Raw genomic sequence first — 18187 nt, 5'->3', positions numbered from 1 at the left:
ATAAACAAAGTGTAAACGTTAACATAAATGTTGTCTAACCACCCTTAGACAAGCTTTTGAACCACTTGCAATCGTTTACATTTCTCTCGCGCAGATTATTTGTCCTAATAAACAAAAAAATCACAATTTTTTAAAAATAAAAACAAAAAAACCTAGCAATAAATTACTAGGCAAATCTAATATAATTTACAATGATTTATATTTTTGTAACTCTACTAATTTATGCTTTGAAACCTTAGCTGTCTCTTCATAATTTTTAAAATGTGCTTTATACATTTGTCCAATGGCTTCAATTCGAGTTAAATATTGTAAATTAATAATATATGACCGGTGTGGTGTAAAAAATCTAGAATCAAGTTTACTTTCCAGACTAGTTAATGACTCATTAAATTGAATTTTTTTGTTAAATGTATGAATAACTGCTTTACGATCTACTCTTTCAATGAAAAGGATATCATCCAATGGAATAAATGAAATATTGTTTTGTTGTTTAATCATTAGATCTTTTTGTAACGGACTTTGCAAAACCACCATTATATATTCTCCTTCCTTTAGCAAAATTAGGTTCTTTTAATTAAACCTATCAAACAATCATATGATTTTGGACAATACTATCCTATTCGCCAAGATAGAGAATCTTAAATACAAGTTTTTTAAATTAATCTTATACCCAATTACAAAAACAAGATTTTTCTAAGTATTGAGTTTATCGTTACACTAGGAATAACCACCTAATCAAAAAAACCAAGCAGATTTTTGTCAACTTGGCATCGTTAAGGACTAACTAAGATATAAATAAATCTAAGTAATTTATTTCAAATCGAAATAGTATACATTATTTTGGATTTGTCTCTCTTAGATTTATCTTCTTTGCCTTATTATTTTTTTAATTTATTAAACGAGTTCTTTCATATGTTCGATAGATTGCTTCGTGAATTCATCAAAAATATTAGATTCACCTTGAAAAGCTGAAGCCGCGTAAGGATTTGACACCGGTGGCAGGAACTCCATCGTAATATAGCCCTTATAATCCTGCTCTTTAAGCAGGGAAATCACTGGTCCAAAATCCGTTTGCCCTAGTCCTGCTGCTTCCCTTGTGTTATCAGCGATGTGTACATGGGCAAGAAAACGTGAAATTTTCTTGATTGATTCAGTCATACTTCTTTCCTCAATGCTCATGTGGAACAAATCAGCCATAATTCCTAAGCCTTCTACATTCACTTCCTCAACAAAACGCAAAGCTAAAGTGAGATTATTAACTAGGTACGTCTCATAACGATTTAATGCTTCAATTGCCAGTGTGATTCCTTGTTCTTTTGCGTATAGCGCCGCCTCTTCCACGCTCAAAACTGCATTATGCCATTCTTCCTCAAGATTCGTTTCTGGGGCTAATTTACCAACACATGTAGGAACTACAATAAGGGTAGCGGCATTTAGAGCTTTCGCTAAATCAACCGATTTTTTTACGTATTCCACAGCGTTTTTTCTAATTTCAACGTTTGATGAGGAAAGATCTCTTTCAGGCGTATAAATTCCACAAATCGAGCTGCATTCCATTTCATACTGTTTTAAAAGTTCCTTAGTTTCCTCAACATCAATGGAGTCAGGCTCTCCGGCTAGTTCAACACCCTGATAACCATATTTTTTCAGCCTTTTTAAACTTTCTTCGAGACTTTCATTTCCGAAAATCCATTGTGTAGCACTGTATTTATACATTTATATTCACCTCTTAGATTATGAAAAAATCAGAGTTCCCATAGAAAACGCAAAGAACTCTGTTTACCGCTAAATTATTCGGAAATTTTAACTACAGTTTTAAGAATATCCTTATTATGCTCTGCAGTTTCAATTCCTAGTTTCACATCTGCAAATTCAAAATGATTTGTAATGATTGGAGTTGGATCAAAACGTTTGCTTGCAATTAAATCAATAGCTTTAGAGAATGTATCATATGTTCCTGCATAGGAGGAGACAATGGTCAATTCGCGGCTATAAATTTCAAATGGACTTACTGGAATCGTTACATCTGCAGGCGCTGCTCCATAAACAAGGATTTTTCCGCCTTTTCTTACTAATTTAAACGTTTGCGCGTAAGTATAGGCAGAGCCTACAGCTTCAATAACAATGTCAGCACCACGTCCGTCTGTTAATCCTTTAACAGCTTCAACTGGATCCTCTTCACCTGCATTGATGACATATTCTACACCGATATTTTTGGCTGATTCAATTCTGGCGGGATTTAGTTCCGAAAGGATTACTTTGCTTGCGCCTTTGAGTTGTGCAAGTAATGCATGGGCGATACCCATAGGGCCCCCGCCAATGATGACAACTGTGTCACCGTATTGAACATTGGCCTTATCCTGTCCGCTGATTGCACATGCAAGCGGCTCAATATAAGCTCCATGGATCCAAGACATAGACTCAGGCAGTTTATGAATATTGTTCTCTGTAACTCTAACATACTCTGCAAACGCTCCGTTAACATGTACCCCTAATTGAGTAATTTTTTCACAATGTAATTTTTGGCCATGACGGCAATAATAGCATGTACCACAAGCAATATTGATATCAGCTGTAACACGGTCACCAGGCTTTACAAAGCTAACTTGAGAACCAACCTTTGCCACTTCACCGGAAAATTCATGACCTAAGATGAGTGGAAGCTTCGCTGGAAAACGACCTTCATAAATATGAGGGTCAGTACCACATACTGCGGTATACTTCACTTTTATTAATACATCTGTAGGCCCAAGTTCAGGAACCGGTACTTCTTCTAATCTTAAATCCTCTTTACCATACAACACAGCAGCTTTCATTACTTTTTGATCAAACTCTGCTCCTAAACCCTGATTGTTTACTACTGTATTTTGTGCCATTTTATTTTTCCTCCTTAAATAAGTTTTTTAAGAAAGTAATAGATTCTTCGCTATATTGATCATAAAACTCTTCACACTTCGAACCATTAAATGGATCTGCAAACGGAGGCAATAGCTCCATCGTTAAGAATCCTCTGTAGTTAATATCACGTAAAGCTTGAACGATTGGTTCAAAGTCGATATGTCCTCTGCCTGGTGCTGCTCTGTTGCTATCAGCTATATGAAGGTGATATAGTTTATCTCCAACCATTCTGATTGTGTCCGCAATATCTACTTCTTCAATATTCATATGATACGTATCGCCCATAACTCCTACGTTTGGCAGATTCACACGATTTACAAGCTCAAGTGCTTGCTCTAATCGATTGATAAGATAGTTTTCGTAGCGATTCCATGCTTCTACTGTCAAGCGGACACCATGTTCTCCCGCATAAAGACCAGCTTCTCTTATTCCTTCAACTGCCCAATTTAGCTCAGTTTCCCGATCAGCTTCTCCATAGATTTTCATGCACGCTGTTGGAGTTAAAGAAATACCCTTTGCACCGATTGTGCTTGCAAAATCTACACAGCTTTTAATATATTCAACGGCATTTTTTCTAATATTTTCGTTACTTGAAACGAGATCTCTTTCAGCGTTGTAAATCGCACAAATCGTTGAGGCTTCAATATTATATTGATCTAACAATTCCTTAATGCGGTTAGTATCCATTTTCTCTGGTTCACCGACGAACTCAACACCGTCATAACCAAATTTAGCCAATCTAGCAATACCTGCTTCGATGTCTTCTCCAGCATAAACTAGCGTGTTGTAAGAGAACTTAATCATTAGAACATCTCCCTTTACACAATTTTTTAATACCCCATGTGTTGATCTATGAAATCCCATCCCCTGGGTTCGATAAATAGCAGTTTTAAGCCCACCACATCTGGGTGATCTTTTCCTTGAACATAGCCCCTTTTAATAAAGAAATCGCTTTACTTAATCCCTCATCAGTCGAAGCAAGCATGTCTTCATGTTCAATGGAAATCACATAATCATATCCGACAGCTCTTAGGGCACTTACAATGTCTTTCCACATTTTTTCGTCCGAGCCATAACCGACGGATCTAAATGTCCATGAGCGGTCTAAAATTTGGCTATAATGCTTAGTATCTAAAACACCATTGATCTTAATATTGGCTTGATCCATATAGGTGTCTTTCGCATGGAAATGGAAAATCGCTTTTTCACGGCCCAACTTTTTAATCGCTTCGACAGGGTCAATTCCTTGCCAGATCAAGTGGCTAGGATCAAAATTTGCGCCGATGTTTTCTCCGGCTTGTTCCCTTAACTTCAGCAAGGTCTCAGGATTATAGACAACAAATCCAGGGTGCATTTCAAAGGCGATTTGATTGATGCCGTGCAATTTAGCGAATTTTGCTTCCTCTTTCCAATACGGAATCACAACCTCGTTCCATTGCCAATTCAGGACATCTAAATATTCAGGCGGCCAAGAACAGGTCACCCAGTTTGGATTTTTGGCACTGATATGATCACCCGGACAGCCGGAAAAGCCATTGATAACAGGTACCTCTAACAATTCAGCAAGCAAAACTGTTTTACGCCAAACATCGTGTGACTCTTTTGCCACTTGCACGTTGGGATGCAGCGGATTGCCATGGCAGCTTAAACCACTGATCGTTAACCCTCTGCTTTCAATTGCACGGAGAAAAGCTTTCGCTTTCTCCGGAGACTCCAATAATTCATCAGGATTACAATGATGGTTGCCAGGGTAGTTACCAGTCCCTAATTCAACCGCCTCAACACCCATACCTGCTAACTTATCGAGCATTTCTTCAAATGACAGGTTTTGATACAGTGGGGTAAATACACCTAGTTTCATGCAAGTACCTCCTTAACAGCCTGAACCTTCACCCACTTTTGCTGCTTGTGGCTTTCTAAGATGGCGTCTGTAATGCTCATTGAGACATGTCCATCTTCAAATGTCGCGAACTTCGGCTTGTCTGTTTTCAGGCTCTTGCCTTCGCGAACGAATGAGTAGAAGTTCAGCATCATATTTTTTAATGCATCCGGCCAGCCCTCATTATGGCCTCCTGGATGATGGATGGCGTTTCTTGCCTCCGATAAGAATAAGCCAGGATCTGCTAATAGAACTTCATTCGCTTTATCTCGGTGTCCGATCCACAATTTTTCCGGTTCCTCTTGATTCCAGAAAACAGAGCTCTTGCTGCCGTTAATTTCAAAGCTTAATCTATTCTTGCGACCGGCACTTACTTGCGATACCGTAAAGACTCCTCTTGAGCCATCCTCAAAACGGACAAGAACAGATGCATAATCTTCTGTATTAATTGGAACAACTTCATATTCTAGTTCTTCTGCATTCTGTGTACTAAACGTAGCAATTGTATTTTTCGCTTTCTTTCTTTCTGGGATAACCGTTGCTAAATCAGCAAACACTTCGACAATCCGCTTCCCAGTTACGTATTGAACGGTATCACACCAATGTGAACCAATGTCAGCAACCGCACGGGATTTGCCTCCCACTTCGGGAGCTAGTCTCCAGTTAAAGTCGGTTTCATACAATAACCAGTCCTGCAAGTAGCTTCCATGAACCAGATTCACTTTTCCGAGGTCGCCTTTGGCCACCATTGCCTGTAAGTTTTGTACACTGGCATGCTGACGGTAATTAAAGTTCACCGCATGGATCACGTCGTGTTTATCAGCAAGCTTCAGCAATTTAGCCGATTCTAGACTGTTAATTGCCAGCGGTTTCTCGGAAACGACATGCTTTCCTGCTAAAATAATTTCTCTATTAATCGCAAAGTGAAGGTGATTTGGAGTACAATTGTGCACCACTTGGATATCGTTGTCCTTCAGCATCTCACGGTAATCGCCATAGGCTTTTGGGATACCAAGATCGGCTGCTTTTTTTTCAGCAGCTTCCTGGCTAGTTTCAGCCAATGCCACTACTTCTACAAAGCCAAGCCGTCGGATAGCTTCTATATGTGTAGGGCCGATAAAACCTGTCCCGATTATTCCTACTTTAATTTTTTTCATTTCTCTATCACCCTATTTTCTTTAAAAAGTGTAATAAGACTTATTTCTTTATTGCTTTTGCTTCAATAAATTCTACATTTAAAATCCAAAATCAATTTTTATTTTTTGATTTTGTATCATAAAGTACAGCAGCAATAATAATGATTCCTTTAATAACTTGTTGCCAATAAGATGAAAGTCCGATTAAATCCAGACCATTGTTTAAAACACCAATGATTAAACAGCCAATTAGGACGCCGCTTATTTTACCTTTACCTCCAGATAAACTAGTACCACCAAGAATGACTGCTGTAATGGCATCCATTTCTGCGCCTTGTCCTGCAGTTGGTAAGGCACCGCCTAAACGGCCTGCAAGAATAATAGAGCTTAACCCATATAACAAACCTGCGATGGTAAATACGATAATTCGTATTTTATTAGTATTAAGACCAGACCAGTGACTGGCTTGGGCATTCCCACCAACTGCATAAATATATCGACCAAATCTCGTATTATTAATGAAGATATATCCCAAAATGAATACAATAATCATGATCACAACTGGCACTGGGATAATGCCGCCAACATAACCTGTTCCAAAGATCGTAAATCCAGGTTCTACAATACCAATTGGGGATCCATTTGTTACGATATAGGCAATTCCTCTAGCAATCCCCATAGTAGCAAGCGTTGTGACGAATGCGGGAATTTTTCCTTTAGCGGTAATAAATCCATTTCCGAATCCAATGATGGCTCCAGCAGCCAGTGCTGTTAATAGTGTTAAAACGGTATTTCCGGTTCCTTGCCAAACGAAGGCCGCCATAACGCCAATTAATGCATATAACGACCCCACCGATAAGTCGATGTCCCCTAACAAGATAATCATAAAAACACCAATTGCGGCTATGGTTGTCACCGCCACTTGCCTCAAAATATTTGTAAAGTTGTCCACTGAAAAAAAGCTAGCTGTTGTGACAGAGAATAAAATGATTAGTAGTACAAGAATAGAGAGAAGCGAAAACTGTCGTAATATTTCCTTTCTCTTATTCTTTTTTGTTAACTTGGCTTGTTCACTGCTAATATCGATTATCTCATTTATTTTATTCGCTAAAACTTGTTGAGCCATTTAGAAACCACCACCTTATAAAATTAGCTTAATGCAGCCTGCAGAATTTTTTCTTGACTAAGATCAACATTTGGTTCATCCATTTTGATACTTCCATCATGCATTACAACTACCCGGTCACTAACTCTCAATATTTCGGGCAAATCAGAAGAAATCATTAATATGGCTTTCCCGGATTCAGCAAGTCCATAGATAATGTCGTAAATTTCAGCTTTGGCGCCGACATCGACTCCACGCGTTGGCTCATCAAGGATGAGTATATCGGGATTCATAGCCAGGATTTTTGATAAAACTACTTTTTGTTGATTTCCCCCACTAAGACTGGAAATCGATTGATGTTCACTTGATGCAGCAACCTTTAAATCATTCATATATTTTACGGCGATATCAGTCTCTTCTTTTAAAGAAGGGCGGTAATACGACAATTCTCTTAATTTCATTAAGACAATATTATCTCGGATACTTTTCCCTGTAATAAAGCCATATTTTTTTCGATCTTCGGATAATAATGCAATTCCATGTTTGATTGCTTGTTCCGGATTACGTATGGAGATTTTTTTGCCTGCCTTTTCCACAGTACCCTTCCGAATAGGATCAATGCCGTAAAAAATTTGCGCTAATTCTGACCGTCCGGAACCAACAAGGCCATATACGCCTACAATTTCCCCACTATGAATCTTCAAATCTACTGTGTCTTTAAAATCTCCTATCGTAACATTCTTACATTCAAAGGCGACTTTCGAGTAATTGATTCTTTTTCCACGATTAGAGTTATTTTGGGTATCCTCCAGTTTTCTTCCAATCATCATATTTACGATTTCTTCTTCATTTGTTTCATGTACATTGAGTGTTCCCACGAAAGTCCCATCCCGCAAAACAGTGATGCGATCCCCAATTTCAAATAATTCTTCCATCCGGTGGGAAATATAAACAATACTAACTCCTTGTGCCTTTAAGTCGGCAATAATTGCAAATAGTGTGCGGACTTCTCTTTCACTTAAACTGGATGTAGGTTCATCCAGAATCAGAATCCTTCCGTTATGGGAAAGACTTTTGGCAATTTCTACTGATTGTCGTTGTGCTGCAGTTAAACTGCTAACTAAGATATTTGGTGAAATGTTTAAATGAACTCTTTTTAGCAACTCCACTGTTTGATTGAACATAGCCTTTTTATCAAGGAAACCGTTTTTGGTTGGTTCATATCCTATGAAGATATTTTCAGCTACTGTCATTTCTTCTAGTAAGTTCGTTTCCTGAAAAACCATATTGATTCCAAGCTGTATGGCAGCATTAGGATTAGGAATATCAATGGGTTCAAGCTGGCCGCTTTCTTTATTTTTCAGGAGAATTTCACCTTCATCCTTAGGATAAACACCTGTCAATATTTTCATTAAAGTAGACTTTCCAGCCCCATTTTCACCAATTAATACATGAACTTCACCTTTGTTAAGGTCAAAATTGACTTTTTCCAAAATCTTAACACTAGAAAAACTCTTCGATATTTTTTGCATTTTTAAAACTTCTTCACTCAAAGTGGATTGCCTCCCTTCACACACCGATTAATATGTCTGGTATCTTTTGAATACCAGACATATTATGGGTTCTAAGCAATTATTTTTTTGCTAAAAATCCATTATCACGCTCAAGTATCTTGTCGACATTTTCCTTTGTTACCAACTCTGCAGGAATGGCAATTTTAGGTTCTACTTTTTCACCCTTAAGTGCCGCAAGTGCTGTTTTTACTACGGTATAGCCCATTTCATATGGGTTTTGAGCGATAGTCGCTTTTAAGTTTCCACCTGATTTAATGGCTTTAAGTAAATCCTCATCAGAGTCAACGCCCATAATCGGAAGTTTCATATTTGCAGCTGTAGTTGCACCATAAGCTCCCATTGCAGCAGATGCATTTACTCCAAAAATACCATCAAGTTTAGGATGCTTTTGGATCATATTTTCAGTAACTGAAAGTGCTTGGTTTCTGTCACCGCCACTGTCTTGTGAAGCAACGACGTGGATATTAGGATATTTTTTAAGTCCGTCTAAAAAGCCTTTTTCCCTGTCTTTGGTAGCAGAAACAGTCGTCCAAGTAATAACTCCGATATCACCTTTCTCGCCCATTAATTTTGCTAATTCATCTGCTGCCATTTCTCCGATCTTAACGTTATCAGAAGAGACATGTGCTTGAACGTCTGTTCCGCTTACACCGATATCACTAGTAAATACAGGTATATTTTTACCTTTTACTTCATTTACAGTTGGGACGATCCCCTGTGAATCGACTGGTGCTACGATTAGGGCTTTTACACCAGACTGTGTCATATTTTCGATATCAGCAACTTGGGATTGTTGGTTTAAATCAGCACTTTTCCAAATTAGTTTTGCTCCATTATCTTTGGCAGCCATTTCGGCACCTTTTACTTCAAGATTCCAGTGCTTAACCATATTCATACCAACTGAAAATCCAATTGTAATTTGCTTATCATTTGAAGATTTGCTACTAGATGAATTCGACGAACTTGAAGTAGATTGAGATTCCTTTGCAGAACATCCGACAGCAAAAATACTAAAAATAGCTGCGATGAGGCATATTAAAAAGAACTTTGAATTTTTTTTCATAAACTTCTTCCTCTCCGTTATAGGTTTTTTCATAGACCCAGATCGTCTTTTCCAGCAGTAATGGGTCCCGATCTTATAAAATGCTTTGGATAATTAGGCAAATTATTTGATTTAATTTCCTTATTGTAATCGAATACAACAAACTTCAAATAATGTGCTCATTTTATAAAGGAATCATAATGGCGGAAAACTCCAGGAACCACCTCCTTAAAAACAATTGTTATTTGCGAAATTCATTTACAACATGGGTGATGACCTCTTACAGCATGTGTCTCTAAGCATCAAGCGATGAGGTAATACAATTTGGTTGCGAGTCAACTCTTCTTTTTTAATAATTGACAGCAGCATTTGCATAGCCTGATAACCCATGTCATACCTCGGCTGAGAAACAGATGTCAGTTCCGGTTCGACCAACCCGCACAGTGGAATATCGTCAAATCCGATAACCGATATATCGTTTGGAACTTGCAGTCCTCTTTGTTTAATCGCCTTCATTGCACCAACAGCCATTTCATCATTTGTTGCGAATACTGCTGTAGGCGGATCCTTTAACGCCAGGAGCTTTAGCATCGTTTCATATCCCGAGGTTACCGAAAAATTACCTTCTTGAATCAACACTCCCACTATTGGGATATCATTTAAATTCAATGCCTGATAATAACCCTTCACTCGATCCTTGCTCAGTATGACGTCTAGAGGTCCGGTAATCATTCCAATCCGCCGATGACCAAGACGGATTAAGTGCTCTACTGCTTCCCGAGCTGCGCTGACATTATCAATCGCAACAGTTGGTATATCAAAACCATCCATATATTCACATGCTAAAACCACCGGGATTTCCTGGCTCGCTGCCAGAATTTCTTCTTTTGATAATCTTGCCGTTGCTAAGATCAAACCGTCGACCACACGCTCTTTTACCAGATTGATATAATCCCTTTCCTGTTCAAGACTATTACCAGTATCGCCTAGCAGCACATGGTAGCCATTCTCTAAGGCAACATCCTTAAACCCTTGAAGAATACTTGAGAAAAAGGGATTGGTGATATCGGGTACGACTGCCATTACGGTTTTTGAAGACATTTTCCTTAGGTTACTCGCCAGCCGGTTTGGCTTATATTCCAGTTGGTTAATGGCCTTTAAAACCTTGTCACGTGTTTTTGAAGTCACGTTCATGTTGTTTGATAAAACTCTCGAAACGGTAGCTGTTGAAACCTTGGCCATTTTTGCTACATCGACAATCCCAACCATCTTTCTCGTTTCCTTTCTGATCTCTATAACCGAATTGTAATCGATTACAAAATTGTCGTCTAACGTGCTTCGGACAAGGGTTTCGTTCATTCGGAACCGCTTTCTATTCAATTGCACGACCCTTTTATTCATTCAGACAAAATATTCATAAATTTTCAAAAAATAAAAAAAGAGACCCAGTTAAACTGGACCTCATAATGATTTATTTTTTTGTAATTCTGCTAGCTTATTCTTGGAAACCTTCGCCGTCTCGTCGTAATTTTTAAAATAGGCTTTATAGGACTGACCGGATGCTTCAATCTTTTTTAAATGCTGCAAGTTGATTATAAAGGATCGATGCGAGGCCACAAATCGTGAATCAAGAATTTCCTCTAGATTCGTTAACGCCTCGTTTACCTCGATTTTTTGTTCCATCGTATGGATAACCGCTTTCCGGTCAGCTCTTTCAATAAAAATAATCTCATCCAAAGGGATAAAGGAATACTGATTGTGTTGTTTAATCATTAGATCCTTTTTCATTGATGGCGGCTGCCGGGCGGCGGGCGGCTTCGAAAATGCGGCGGCTCGTTCAAGCGCCGCATACAGCCTGGTACGGTCGATTGGCTTGACTATGTAATCGATTGCATTTACATCAAAAGCCTCTAATGCATATTCATCATGTCCTGTAATAAAAATCACCTGCAAAGAAGGGACAATTTTTTTACATGATTTCACGGCTTCCATACCATTCAATAATGGCATTTTAATATCGACTAAAGCGATATCCGGCCTTTCTATCATAACCTTGCTGATTAACTCTTCTCCATTTGCTGATTCTCCAACAACTTGAAGGTTTGGAATCGTTTTAATCAAATGCTTCAACAATTTCCTGGATGATGCATTGTCATCTGCAATCAAAACTCTCATAAGATATCCCCCAAAGCCTGCTTTTTGAAAACGCATAGAAAATTCATTACAAACAGTATAAGGCAGTTTATCCTGCATAGAAAGTCTTTTAAAAAAATTGATTTAGACATGAACCACTAGACTATAATAAAGCTAAAAATACGCATGTAAAAAGGCAGGGAGGAAAATGGATCTCAACTTATATAAAGAAGTGCTTCGGACGATGTCAGAATGCGTGATTATCCATGAAAAATCGGGAAATATGGTCGTCCTGAATGATAATGTTGAAAAAATACTAGGAGTTACAGAGGAATTTTTAACAGAATCTACCCTAAGACAATTTGAATTTTTTCGAGAAGACGGTAACGATTTACCTTATTCCGAGCTGCCTAGTGTCCTCACCCTTGAACACGGTATTCCTTTTAAAGATTTTATAGTGGGTGGAAAGTATCTAAATCACAACTTGAAATGGCTTTCCATTAATTCAACACCACTTAAAATGGACGGCGGGCAGGCAGCCCTTGTGACGATTTCCGATATCACCGAACGAAAAAAAATGGAAAACGCTCTTATTGAAGCAAAAGAAGAGGCGGAAAAAGCCAATATGGCCAAATCGGATTTTCTTTCCAAAATGAGTCATGAACTCCGCACACCCCTGAATGGGATCCTCGGTTTTGCTCAGCTATTGGAAATAGATGAAAACTTACATGAGGAACAGCAGGATTTTGTCCAGGAAATATTAAGCGGTGGGAGGCATTTATTAAGTTTAATAAACGATATTTTAGATTTATCACGTATTGAGACAGGCCAATTAAAGGTTTCGATAGAAGAGATTGATTTACTTGGCGTGGTCAATGAATGTATCAACTTCGTACAACCTATTGCCAAAAGGAAAAGCATTAGTATCCATAACCAAATGGACCAATGGAAAAACCTGTTCGTGCTTGCCGATCCCAAACGCCTTAAACAAATTCTTCTGAATCTTCTCGATAATGCAATTAAATATAACCACGAAGGCGGCAAAGTCATGATTTTCTCTTATGTGAAAAGAAATGAGCAGCTCGTGCACATCGTAGATACTGGCATCGGACTTTCCGCTGAAGAATACCAGAAGGTCTTTGTTCCTTTTTATCGGATTGAAGGGACACAGGAGGAAGGGACAGGCATTGGTTTGTCATTAGTGAAACAGCTCGTCCAGCAAATGGGGGGAAATATTAGTGTGACAAGCAAACGAGGAGTCGGAAGTGATTTTTCCTTTAGCCTTCCACTCCCCCATGATTTAAAGACTGCTGTAAGATGGGGGGAAGAAGTTGAACTTACTGGTGGAAATGGCCGAAAGGAAGATCATTACTGTTTGCTGTATATCGAAGATAACGAATCGAACTTGAACTTAGTTAAGAACATCATAAAATCGCAGTCTTCCTATACACTTTTATCCGCCCGGACTGGAACAGAAGGCTTGGAAATGGCAGCCAGCGAAAAGGTGGACTTGATACTGCTTGATCTCAATCTACCAGATTCTCACGGCTACGATGTTTTTGAACGTTTAAAAACCTGTGAAAAAACAAAGGATATCGTGATTATAGCAGTAAGTGCAAATGCTATTCCACAAGATATTCAGTATACATTAGACCTTGGCTTCGATAATTATGTGACGAAACCCTTCAATGTAAAAGAGTTTTTAACCATCATAAAAGAGACCCTGCATAGTACGATTAATCAAAATATACCAGAAGATAAAATTTTAAGTACAGGGCCTCATGGAGAGGAGGCTGTTTCTGCCAAAACGCTTCAGTTATCATTGAAAGACCTAAAAAAACTGAAGGAAAAGAATTATAAAGCAGCCATTGCTATGCACTATACGGAAAATGATTTTTCAACCGCAACCATCAATGGTTTAAAGGATACCTTCGAGAAAATGGGGATTGAAGTTGTAGCTGTTATGGATGCAGAATTTAAGGCTGAAAAACAAATTTCAGATATCGAAACCATTATCGCCAAGAAGCCAGATGTCATTGTTAGTTTGCCGGTCGATCCCATTGCAACTGCTCCAGCTTTTAAAAAGGCTTCGGAAGCAGGTATCAAACTAATCTTTATGGACAGCATGCCGAAGGAATTTGAATTTGGCGAAGATTATGTAAGTGTTGTAACTTCAGATAACTATGGAAATGGCATCTTTGCCGGTGAGGTTATGGGGGACGCACTGAAAGGGAAAGGCAGAATTGGGGTAATTTTTCACAATGGAGATTTCTTTGTCAATAATCAGCGGGTCGAAGCATTCGAAACGACGATTAAAGAAAAATATCCATATATAGAAATTGTCGCACGATCTGGGATAACTACTCCAAAAGAAGCGGAAAAAGCCGCCGCTGACATGTTAGCAAGCAATTCGGATTTAGAAGGTATCTTTGCGATTTGGGATGAGCCGGCGGAAGGAGTGCTTGCTGCGTCCCGCAAAGCGGGGAAAAATGATTTGGTCATTACTACCGTTGATTTAGGAACAAATGTCGCGCTTCAAATTGCGTCTGGAGGAAATGTAAAAGGTCTTGGAGCACAGTTGCCTTATGAAAATGGAGTGGCTCAAGCCATTATTGCTGGATATTCATTGCTTGGTAAGGAAGTAGCTCCTTTCTATGTGGTACCAGCGATGAAAGTAACAAAAGAAAATATCTTAAAGGTTTGGAAATTGGCTTATCGGCAAGATGCCCCGGATGCTATTCAAAAGTACTTCTAACATTCATTTGAAGGTATGATTTGAAGGTATGATTTCAAAAGTACTTTTTATCAGGCATTCTCTTTTAATCAATCGTTTGATTAGTTTTTCTAACTTAGTCATACCAAGGTTTGCCCCCAGTTAATCAATCGATTGATTAGTTTATTAAGCTATATTCCATTGGCTCCATCTTTATTAATCAAACGATTGATTAGTTTTGTTGTTATACTAATCAATCGTTTAGTTAGTATTCTAAACTTAGCCTTATCATGGCCTAAGCCTCATTTAATCAATCGTTTGATTAGCTTAAATTAGCTAAAAAACCCTTCCAAAAAGGAAGGGTTATTTATTATAAATTTCGATATCCAGTCCTGGATTGGCATTAAGCGAAAGCCCAGCTCTAATTCCTTTTTCAAACATCACACTTCCAGCAGCAGCAATCATAGCGGCGTTATCGGTACATAACGATAATGGCGGAATCACCAATTCAACCTCATCTTTTTCCGAAAAAGTTCTTTGTAATTCACTACGAAGACCTTTATTGGCTGCTACACCGCCTGCGACTAATAGCTGTTTCACGCCATATTCAGCTACAGCCTTTTCCGTCTTTTTCACCAGCACTTCAATAACACTTGCTTGAAAGCTGGCAGCAAGATCCTCAGGTGTAATCGTCTCACCCCGTTGCTCCGCATTATGCACAGTATTTATAACAGCCGATTTTAACCCGCTAAAACTAAAATCATAGGAGCCTTCCTCCAGCCATGCCCGCGGTAAATCAATTGTTGGGCTTCCTTCGTGTGCTAAACGGTCAATATGCGGTCCTCCTGGGTACGGCATATTCAACGTCCTCGCTACCTTGTCATAAGCTTCTCCTGCGGCGTCATCTCTGGTCTCCCCGATTACTTCAAAATGCCCATGCTCCTTCATGTATACAAGCTCTGTATGCCCGCCAGAAACGACCAAGGCTAACAGAGGGAAGTTCATTTCAGCAACAAGCCTGTTAGCGTAAATATGCCCAGCAATATGATGAACGGGTACAAGCGGCTTATTATGAGCAAAAGCGAGCGCCTTTGCTGCATTTACCCCAATTAACAGAGCCCCAACTAACCCAGGCCCTTCAGTAACAGCGATAGCATCAATCTCTGACAATGTCAGGTTTGCTTGATTTAATGCTTCTTCAATCACGATTGTCATTTGTTCCACATGATGGCGTGAAGCAATTTCCGGTACCACACCGCCAAAGCGCTTATGGCTTTCGATTTGTGAGGCCACAACATTTGCTGCAATTTCACGGCCATTTTTAATAATCGCAACTGCCGTTTCGTCACAGCTCGTTTCAATTCCTAAAATCCATTGATCTTTTATCATAAATTCACCCACATTACTAATGCGTCTTCCTGATTATCTGAATAATAATTTTTCCGAATTCCGCCGTTTTGGAAGCCTAGTTTTCGGTAAAGGGATTGCGCCACGTGATTGGTAACCCGAACTTCAAGGGTCATGCTCTTCGCCCCCATTTCCCTTGCAACAGACATCAATTTCCGCATCATGGTTTCCCCAAGCTGCCTACCTCGATATCCCGGCATAATGGCCACATTCGTTACATGCGCCTCATCAATTACAACCCACGTCCCAGAGTATCCGATGATTTTCTTGTCTTCCTCAAGCACAATATAGACGGCAAATTTATTATTGTGCAATTCATTATAAAACGCTTCACGACTCCAAGGTACTGTAAACGAAGCATGTTCAACGGCTAAAACCTGGTCAATATCCTCTTCCCTCATATAACGAAAAACATAAGAATCTACCATTTTTCTCTATTCCTATCCATTTGAAATTTTTCCTTTAGCCTCTAACCACTTTGCCTCTGCTTCCGCCAAACGAATATAATTCGGCACAAAATTGTGAATATCTTCCCCATCTTTATCCCGTCCCAACAATGCGAGTTCAGACGGACGGGGATTATGTTCTGTGACATTTGAAAAAAAAGCTTTAGAACCTACTATTTCTTCTAGTGCAGGTTGATGGATTAACAAGTCATTTCCGACAAATAGAACTGGCTTACTCAACTCTGCTAGTTTTCCTGCCCAGTCCACTGCCATAACTAACTGATCCGGTTCTACTACTTCAAGACGACCATCCTTAAACTGATACAGGCCTGTGTAAACTTGTCCTCTTCTAGCGTCAAATAATGGAGAAACATACCCATCGAAGTACCGTCCGGTCCCGGATGCTAAAACCTCTAAACTTGAAATACCTACAAGGGGAATATTTAAGGTCCATGCCAGGGTTTTGGCAATTGTGACCCCAATTCTAACACCTGTATAAGATCCTGGCCCCTTTGCCACTACAATTTTTGTTAAATCGGACGGCACTAGTTCACAATCCTTCATTAACGTCTGAATGGCTGGCATGATTCGAACGGAGTGATTCTTTTTTAGATTAGTGATATATTCGCCAAGTACTTGATTTTCTTCTAATAGCGCTACTCCTAAAGCATAATTAGAAGTATCGATTGCTAATATTGTCATGCAAAAATCTCCTTACATAAATGCTCATATCTTTGACCCTTCGGCTGAAGGACAATTTTTCTCTTATCCTGGTCTTTATGATACAAGTAAATGGTTAGTAGCTCAGACGGTAATTGCTCTTCAATTAAATGAGCCCATTCCACGACTGTAACTCCATCACCTTCAAAGTATTCATCAAAGCCTAAATCTTCGTAGGCATCCGCTACACGATAAACATCCATATGATATAATGGAAACTTTCCACTATATTCCTTAATGATAGTAAATGTAGGGCTGTTCACTGTTTTCTTAATTTCGAGGCCCCTTGCTAAACCTTTGGTAAAAGTGGTCTTTCCAGCACCTAAATCTCCCTCAAGGGCAATCACATCACCTGGTTGTAAAAAGGATGCCAATCTTTCTGCAAATTGGGATGTTTCATCGGAATTCGTTGTATTTAATTCAAATTGGTTCATTCCATCACCTGTTTACTCTCTATCTTCATTTTACCTAATTTTAGATGCAAAAAAACCTTAGGATCTCTCCTAAGGATGCCTATTCTTTATGTAGTTTACATGATTTTTTCCATTTAAGCAAAAAAGCATGTTTTTTGGATAAAAAAAAGACGAAACCAATGTTTCGTACTTACTTAAAAATATGGCGGTCTGGACGGGACTCGAACCCGCGACCTCCTGCGTGACAGGCAGGCATTCTAACCAACTGAACTACCAGACCAAGATTGCGGAGGCAGGATTTGAACCTGCGACCTTCGGGTTATGAGCCCGACGAGCTACCAGACTGCTCCACCCCGCGACGGTAAAAAATACTTTATTTTGTTCATGCCCATAGTAACATGGACTGTATCAATCTCAGAATGCATATTCAAGCAGCAGCTCGATTGATACAACTCGCAGTTTATTCATCGAAGCAACGCTCGTTGCTCCACCCCGCGACGGTAAAAATATTACTATTTGACCACCATATTATCTTATGTCTCAGCATAAGTTTTTATGTATGGTTTTAAAAATAAAACAGCCTGGCAACGTCCTACTCTCACAGGGGCGCCTGCCCCAACTACCATTGGCGCTGAGAAGCTTAACTTCCGTGTTCGGTATGGGAACGGGTGTGACCTTCTCGCCATAATTACCAGACTATTTTATTTGAGGTTTCATTCCC

General features: G+C 39.2%; 16 protein-coding genes, 2 tRNA genes and 1 rRNA gene. 1 reads left to right on the top strand and 18 read right to left on the bottom strand.

What is annotated here, in order from left to right; genetic code table 11:
* Positions 1 to 186: 186 nt before the first annotated feature.
* From ABES02_RS07215 to ABES02_RS07165, 11 genes are all read right to left on the bottom strand, one after another.
* On the bottom strand, positions 187 to 534 hold the full coding sequence (locus tag ABES02_RS07215; RefSeq protein WP_430132594.1) for a LytR/AlgR family response regulator transcription factor: 348 nt from the start codon (positions 532 to 534) through the stop codon (positions 187 to 189).
* A gap of 360 nt (positions 535 to 894) precedes the next feature.
* A complete protein-coding gene (locus ABES02_RS07210; protein WP_430132592.1) occupies positions 895 to 1716 on the bottom strand; it encodes a TIM barrel protein in 822 nt (273 codons plus the stop codon).
* Between the two features lie 74 nt (positions 1717 to 1790).
* Positions 1791 to 2876: a zinc-dependent alcohol dehydrogenase gene (locus ABES02_RS07205; protein WP_430132590.1), complete on the bottom strand. Its 1086-nt coding sequence runs from the start codon at positions 2874 to 2876 to the stop codon at positions 1791 to 1793.
* A gap of 1 nt (position 2877) precedes the next feature.
* Positions 2878 to 3702, bottom strand: coding sequence for a TIM barrel protein (locus ABES02_RS07200; protein WP_430132588.1), 825 nt, complete (start codon positions 3700 to 3702; stop codon positions 2878 to 2880).
* 85 nt (positions 3703 to 3787) lie between these two features.
* Complete coding sequence (locus tag ABES02_RS07195; RefSeq protein WP_430132586.1) at positions 3788 to 4759, bottom strand: sugar phosphate isomerase/epimerase family protein; 972 nt, start codon at positions 4757 to 4759, stop codon at positions 3788 to 3790.
* The gene (locus tag ABES02_RS07190) at positions 4756 to 5934 is read right to left on the bottom strand and encodes a Gfo/Idh/MocA family protein (RefSeq protein WP_430132584.1); all 1179 of its coding nucleotides are present in this window, start codon (positions 5932 to 5934) and stop codon (positions 4756 to 4758) included. The genes ABES02_RS07195 and ABES02_RS07190 overlap by 4 nt, the downstream gene beginning before the upstream one ends.
* Before the next feature lie 91 nt (positions 5935 to 6025).
* Complete coding sequence (locus tag ABES02_RS07185) at positions 6026 to 7039, bottom strand: ABC transporter permease (protein ID WP_430132582.1); 1014 nt, start codon at positions 7037 to 7039, stop codon at positions 6026 to 6028.
* Between the two features lie 23 nt (positions 7040 to 7062).
* Positions 7063 to 8571, bottom strand: coding sequence for a sugar ABC transporter ATP-binding protein (locus ABES02_RS07180; RefSeq protein ID WP_430132580.1), 1509 nt, complete (start codon positions 8569 to 8571; stop codon positions 7063 to 7065).
* 79 nt (positions 8572 to 8650) lie between these two features.
* Positions 8651 to 9655 carry a sugar ABC transporter substrate-binding protein gene (locus ABES02_RS07175; RefSeq protein WP_430132578.1) on the bottom strand — a complete coding sequence of 335 codons (1005 nt, stop codon included), beginning with the start codon at positions 9653 to 9655 and terminating at the stop codon, positions 8651 to 8653.
* A gap of 237 nt (positions 9656 to 9892) precedes the next feature.
* The gene (locus tag ABES02_RS07170; RefSeq protein WP_430132713.1) at positions 9893 to 10903 is read right to left on the bottom strand and encodes a LacI family DNA-binding transcriptional regulator; all 1011 of its coding nucleotides are present in this window, start codon (positions 10901 to 10903) and stop codon (positions 9893 to 9895) included.
* Positions 10904 to 11095: 192 nt separating this feature from the next.
* Positions 11096 to 11809 (bottom strand): LytR/AlgR family response regulator transcription factor, encoded by a 714-nt coding sequence (locus ABES02_RS07165; protein ID WP_430132575.1) that lies wholly within the window; start codon positions 11807 to 11809, stop codon positions 11096 to 11098.
* A gap of 166 nt (positions 11810 to 11975) precedes the next feature.
* Between ABES02_RS07165 and ABES02_RS07160 the strand changes: the two genes are divergently transcribed.
* Positions 11976 to 14522, top strand: coding sequence for a substrate-binding domain-containing protein (locus ABES02_RS07160; RefSeq protein WP_430132573.1), 2547 nt, complete (start codon positions 11976 to 11978; stop codon positions 14520 to 14522).
* Positions 14523 to 14843: 321 nt separating this feature from the next.
* Here the strand turns inward: ABES02_RS07160 and tsaD are convergent, their stop codons facing one another.
* The 7 genes from tsaD to rrf all read right to left on the bottom strand — a co-directional run bounded on the left by tsaD (position 14844) and on the right by rrf (position 18162).
* Positions 14844 to 15869: a tRNA (adenosine(37)-N6)-threonylcarbamoyltransferase complex transferase subunit TsaD gene (tsaD, locus tag ABES02_RS07155; RefSeq protein ID WP_430132571.1), complete on the bottom strand. Its 1026-nt coding sequence runs from the start codon at positions 15867 to 15869 to the stop codon at positions 14844 to 14846.
* Positions 15866 to 16315 (bottom strand): ribosomal protein S18-alanine N-acetyltransferase, encoded by a 450-nt coding sequence (gene rimI / locus ABES02_RS07150; RefSeq protein WP_430132569.1) that lies wholly within the window; start codon positions 16313 to 16315, stop codon positions 15866 to 15868. The genes tsaD and rimI overlap by 4 nt, the downstream gene beginning before the upstream one ends.
* A 12-nt stretch (positions 16316 to 16327) precedes the next feature.
* Positions 16328 to 17035 carry a tRNA (adenosine(37)-N6)-threonylcarbamoyltransferase complex dimerization subunit type 1 TsaB gene (tsaB, locus tag ABES02_RS07145; protein WP_430132567.1) on the bottom strand — a complete coding sequence of 236 codons (708 nt, stop codon included), beginning with the start codon at positions 17033 to 17035 and terminating at the stop codon, positions 16328 to 16330.
* Positions 17032 to 17487: a tRNA (adenosine(37)-N6)-threonylcarbamoyltransferase complex ATPase subunit type 1 TsaE gene (tsaE, locus tag ABES02_RS07140; RefSeq protein ID WP_430132565.1), complete on the bottom strand. Its 456-nt coding sequence runs from the start codon at positions 17485 to 17487 to the stop codon at positions 17032 to 17034. Before tsaE ends, tsaB begins: the two co-directional genes overlap by 4 nt.
* Before the next feature lie 182 nt (positions 17488 to 17669).
* A tRNA-Asp gene (locus ABES02_RS07135) sits at positions 17670 to 17746 on the bottom strand.
* A gap of 4 nt (positions 17747 to 17750) precedes the next feature.
* Positions 17751 to 17824, bottom strand: a tRNA-Met gene (locus ABES02_RS07130).
* A 221-nt stretch (positions 17825 to 18045) separates the two neighbouring features.
* Positions 18046 to 18162: ribosomal RNA gene (rrf, locus tag ABES02_RS07125) — 5S ribosomal RNA — on the bottom strand.
* Between the last annotated feature and the right edge of the window lie 25 nt (positions 18163 to 18187).

Source organism: Neobacillus pocheonensis (assembly GCF_050477905.1).
Lineage (GTDB): Bacteria > Bacillota > Bacilli > Bacillales > Cytobacillaceae > Neobacillus > Neobacillus pocheonensis_A.
The sequence above is the reverse complement of the archived record's forward strand: the minus strand, read 5'-3'. Positions and strand labels throughout refer to the sequence as shown.

Bases quoted from the DNA above. Each gene is read 5' to 3' on its own strand.
- tsaD (WP_430132571.1), bottom strand. From the start codon at position 15,869: ATGATAAAAGATCAATGGATTTTAGGAATTGAAACGAGCTGTGACGAA.
- ABES02_RS07200 (WP_430132588.1), bottom strand. From the start codon at position 3,702: ATGATTAAGTTCTCTTACAACACGCTAGTTTATGCTGGAGAAGACATC.
- ABES02_RS07175 (WP_430132578.1), bottom strand. From the start codon at position 9,655: ATGAAAAAAAATTCAAAGTTCTTTTTAATATGCCTCATCGCAGCTATT.
- ABES02_RS07195 (WP_430132586.1), bottom strand. From the start codon at position 4,759: ATGAAACTAGGTGTATTTACCCCACTGTATCAAAACCTGTCATTTGAA.
- ABES02_RS07205 (WP_430132590.1), bottom strand. From the start codon at position 2,876: ATGGCACAAAATACAGTAGTAAACAATCAGGGTTTAGGAGCAGAGTTT.
- ABES02_RS07165 (WP_430132575.1), bottom strand. From the start codon at position 11,809: ATGAGAGTTTTGATTGCAGATGACAATGCATCATCCAGGAAATTGTTG.
- ABES02_RS07215 (WP_430132594.1), bottom strand. From the start codon at position 534: ATGGTGGTTTTGCAAAGTCCGTTACAAAAAGATCTAATGATTAAACAA.
- rimI (WP_430132569.1), bottom strand. From the start codon at position 16,315: ATGGTAGATTCTTATGTTTTTCGTTATATGAGGGAAGAGGATATTGAC.
- ABES02_RS07160 (WP_430132573.1), top strand. From the start codon at position 11,976: ATGGATCTCAACTTATATAAAGAAGTGCTTCGGACGATGTCAGAATGC.
- ABES02_RS07190 (WP_430132584.1), bottom strand. From the start codon at position 5,934: ATGAAAAAAATTAAAGTAGGAATAATCGGGACAGGTTTTATCGGCCCT.
- tsaE (WP_430132565.1), bottom strand. From the start codon at position 17,487: ATGAACCAATTTGAATTAAATACAACGAATTCCGATGAAACATCCCAA.
- ABES02_RS07170 (WP_430132713.1), bottom strand. From the start codon at position 10,903: ATGGTTGGGATTGTCGATGTAGCAAAAATGGCCAAGGTTTCAACAGCT.
- ABES02_RS07185 (WP_430132582.1), bottom strand. From the start codon at position 7,039: ATGGCTCAACAAGTTTTAGCGAATAAAATAAATGAGATAATCGATATT.
- ABES02_RS07210 (WP_430132592.1), bottom strand. From the start codon at position 1,716: ATGTATAAATACAGTGCTACACAATGGATTTTCGGAAATGAAAGTCTC.
- tsaB (WP_430132567.1), bottom strand. From the start codon at position 17,035: ATGACAATATTAGCAATCGATACTTCTAATTATGCTTTAGGAGTAGCG.